Source organism: uncultured Campylobacter sp. (assembly GCF_938018035.1).
GTDB lineage: Bacteria > Campylobacterota > Campylobacteria > Campylobacterales > Campylobacteraceae > Campylobacter_B.
Genome location: NZ_CALIJF010000415.1, coordinates 1 through 3,377, shown reverse-complemented (window position 1 = coordinate 3,377; position 3,377 = coordinate 1). Strand labels below are relative to the sequence as shown.

Below are 3,377 nucleotides of genomic sequence, written 5' to 3'. Positions count from 1 at the left end.
TGAGCGGGAAGTTCGCTCCGCAGCGCACGAAAAACTGGATCACGCCCGTATCCTGACAGGACGGACGGTCTAGCTGCTTGGCTAGGCGCTGGTTTTCAAACATTGTTTTGTAGATCTCTCTCGCTAGCGGCTGCGTCTCGCGCTCGGCGAGCTCCAGCAGTTTCGCCGTCACATCATCAGGCAGCACCTTGCCCGTGTAGCCGACGAATTTCGCCATGACCTCGGTCATCTTTTGCACAGCTTTTTCTTTATCCATCGCTTCTCCTTTGCTAAATTTTACTTTCAAATTTTTCATATATGCCCGCTAAGATGCAGCCCGCAGCGTAGCAGAGTAGGTCGGCGAAATCAAACGTTCCGCCGATCATTACTTTTAAAATTTTATTTTCTATGCCTAAAATTTGCACGGCGCCCAGATATTGCGCGAGCTCCAAAGCCGCTGCGAACGCGAAAATTTTAAGCGGCAAATTTAAAGGCGGCTCGCTAAATGCAGCCCTAGCCAAAGCGTAAAGCAAGATGACGGCCAAAACGTCGCCCGCGTAGTGCCGCACGAAATCGCCTTTTACGCAGATCGCTATGTAAATTTCGATCGCTAAAATCAAAGCCGCCACGGCTAAAAACGCTAGCCTCGTCCTCGCGCTTTGCCTTGTTTGCGGCTTTTGCGCGAGCCTTGCGATACTTTTTTGCTCTCTTAAATTCTCCCCTCGCAACGCTTTCCTTTTAAATTTAGCCTTCAAATTTAGCTGTAAAACCACGTTTCAAATCAAAGTGGATTTACGCTTAAAATCAAAGTGGGCTAAAATATCACATTTTTCACTTTGATTTGAAACGTAAATTTTTCAATCTTTCAATTATCGTTTTAAATTCAAAAAATATTTTTAAAAATCCTTGCCGATATTACAACAATGGCTTTAAAAGAATAAAATTAGATAATCTTTGATACAATTGCTTGAAAAATTTTAAGAGGTGTTAAAATGTCAAATATCCAAGAGAAATATATACGTGAAATCGATACATCCGATTCCTTTTTTGATTCTTTAAGACAAGATTATAAAGGTTTTGATGCATGGATAGCAAAAAAAGCGAAAGCCAACGAAAAAGCATATACGCTTTTCGATGATAATGGACAAATAGTAGCCTTTTTATATTTAAAAATAGAAAACCCCGTAGATAATACGGACATAAAACCGGCGCTTAGTATAAATGTGCCATGGTTAAAGATCGGGACTTTTAAAATAAATGCACACGGCACAAAACTAGGAGAGCGTTTTGTAAAAAAGATTTTTGATTTTGCGGTATCAAATAATATTTATAATATTTACGTAACAGCTTTCGAAAAACAAGCGCCTTTAATAGATTTATTAAAAAGATACGGATTTACCCAATACGGCAAAAAAAATAATGAGCTAGTATTAACAAAAAAGATACCGACTTGTGTGCAGGCGCTAAAAAATGATATACTACTAGACTATCCGGCTGTTAATGCGACAAGCGACAAATATCTTTTAAGTATATACCCGAAATATCATACCGGTATGTTCTCGGACTCTATTCTACATACGGAAAGCTATGATATACTAAAAGATATGTCTGAATCAAATAGTATTCATAAGGTATACATAACGGAAATGAAAGGTGTCGAGCAACTCAAGAGAGGCGACTGCTTGCTCATTTATAGAACAAAAGATGAAAATGCCCAAAGCGCGAACTACTCATCAGTCGCGACCTCTTTATGCGTTGTAGAAGAATATAAAGACTTATCCGGTTTTGCTGACTTTGATGATTTCGTCAGGTACTGCAAGCCGCATAATATTTTTACCGATATTGAATTAAAAAATATTTTTATCAGTAAAAAATATACAAAAATAATAAAGATGACATACAATATATCATTTAAAAGACGCGTTATTTTAAAGAGGATTAGGGAAATTATAGGTCACGAAGAAGTCTACTGGGGTTTTGCGAAGCTTACGGACGAAGCTTTTTTTGCAATTTTAAAAGAAGGTATGGTAAATGACAGCATTATTATCCATTAAGCCGGAATTTGTCCAAGCTATTTTTGATGGAACAAAGCAATTTGAATTTAGAAAAGTAAATTTTAAAAGAAAAATTGATAAAATCAAAATATATGCTACAAAACCGGTCGGTAAGATAGTAGGTGAGTTCATAGTTGACGATATCTTAAAAGCAAGTCCTGAAGAGCTATGGGACAAAACAAGCCTGTACGCCGGCATAGATAAAGAGCGATATTTTCAATATTTTAGCGGTAAAAATATGGGGTTTGCTATAAAAATTAAGTCCGTAAATAAATATAAGGAGCCTATTTGCCCTTATCTACAATATCCGAAATTCGTAGCACCGCAATCGTTCAAGTATATCTAGAAAATGAAGATGAAAATAAATCCAAATTCGCAGTACACACAATCTATATTTATAAATGTGGATTCAGACGTCGCCGACAAGATAGATGCTATACTGCATTTAAATATTTTTTTGCCAAACGACAATGAACATTCGTATATAGAAATAGGAATATTGATTTCTAGAAAAGAGTATAACAATTTTGACAGAAATTTCAATATAGAAATTGTATTTCCATTCGGTATACTTAAGGAAGAATTCGCGGATGTAAAAGATAGGCTCTGTGACGGTAAGACCTTGAATATGATATTTAACGAGGAGACCCATCTAGATAAAAACAAATTAGACTTTAGATTAAGGGAATACAAGCTCGGAGGTATAAAGCTTTGTAATACCACTATAAATGGCGATTCTAGTATAACAATGAGCGTAGAAGAAAAACAGAAAAATAGCTATTTTAGATTTAGGATTAGAAATATCAGAGATAAGATAACGGATACCGTTCTTTCGGATACAATGGCCAATCCGTTTATAAAAACGATAAAAACGATTGGTATCTCAATAAATTTAGATAGGCAATTTATAAAACAAATAAATAAAAAGATAAAATTTAAAGAAATTAATACTTTTATTATATTGGATTCCATAACCGAGTTGATCGAAAAAAGTAGGCCAATAAAAAGCTTTAGAGTTTTAGAAGATAATTTATGGAATCAATATATAGGAAGCTACGCAAATCGAAGGATGACGGTCTATCAATTTAAAGATAAAACATCGGACGATAGCACGATAGAGAATTATCAACTTTTCTTAAAAAGCCTTCATCATAAAAATTCAAATTTATATCGATATAAATTCTTATTGATTGTAGTGGTCGTGGCTATAATATCTAATGCTATTTATGACTTGTTAAAATGGATATTTTTATGTTAGTTTTTGACGGCGCCATTGATCTGACATTGAAATATGTTCAATGCGTAAAAGCAGATATACAAAACGAATATACGCTATACAATTAT

5 protein-coding genes are annotated in these 3,377 nt (G+C 35.1%); 3 read left to right on the top strand and 2 right to left on the bottom strand.

Annotation, left to right across the window (positions count from 1 at the left end; all coding sequences use genetic code 11):
- On the bottom strand, positions 1 to 256 hold a 256-nt coding region (locus tag Q0257_RS12720), incomplete at its 3' end, for a fumarate hydratase (RefSeq protein WP_298025358.1).
- A gap of 13 nt (positions 257 to 269) precedes the next feature.
- Positions 270 to 707: a DUF2809 domain-containing protein gene (locus Q0257_RS12715; protein ID WP_298025355.1), complete on the bottom strand. Its 438-nt coding sequence runs from the start codon at positions 705 to 707 to the stop codon at positions 270 to 272.
- Between the two features lie 264 nt (positions 708 to 971).
- On the opposite strand from Q0257_RS12715, the gene Q0257_RS12710 reads away from it, so the two are divergent.
- From Q0257_RS12710 to Q0257_RS12700, 3 genes are all read left to right on the top strand, one after another.
- Positions 972 to 2,033, top strand: coding sequence for a hypothetical protein (locus Q0257_RS12710; RefSeq protein WP_298025352.1), 1,062 nt, complete (start codon positions 972 to 974; stop codon positions 2,031 to 2,033).
- Positions 2,011 to 2,379, top strand: coding sequence for an ASCH domain-containing protein (locus tag Q0257_RS12705; RefSeq protein WP_298025350.1), 369 nt, complete (start codon positions 2,011 to 2,013; stop codon positions 2,377 to 2,379). The genes Q0257_RS12710 and Q0257_RS12705 overlap by 23 nt, the downstream gene beginning before the upstream one ends.
- Positions 2,380 to 2,532: 153 nt before the next feature.
- On the top strand, positions 2,533 to 3,291 hold the full coding sequence (locus Q0257_RS12700) for a hypothetical protein (RefSeq protein ID WP_298025348.1): 759 nt from the start codon (positions 2,533 to 2,535) through the stop codon (positions 3,289 to 3,291).
- Positions 3,292 to 3,377: the final 86 nt, after the last annotated feature.

Coding starts and splice junctions, on each gene's coding strand:
- Q0257_RS12710 (WP_298025352.1), top strand. CDS start 972: ATGTCAAATATCCAAGAGAAATATATACGTGAAATCGATACATCCGAT.
- Q0257_RS12705 (WP_298025350.1), top strand. CDS start 2,011: ATGACAGCATTATTATCCATTAAGCCGGAATTTGTCCAAGCTATTTTT.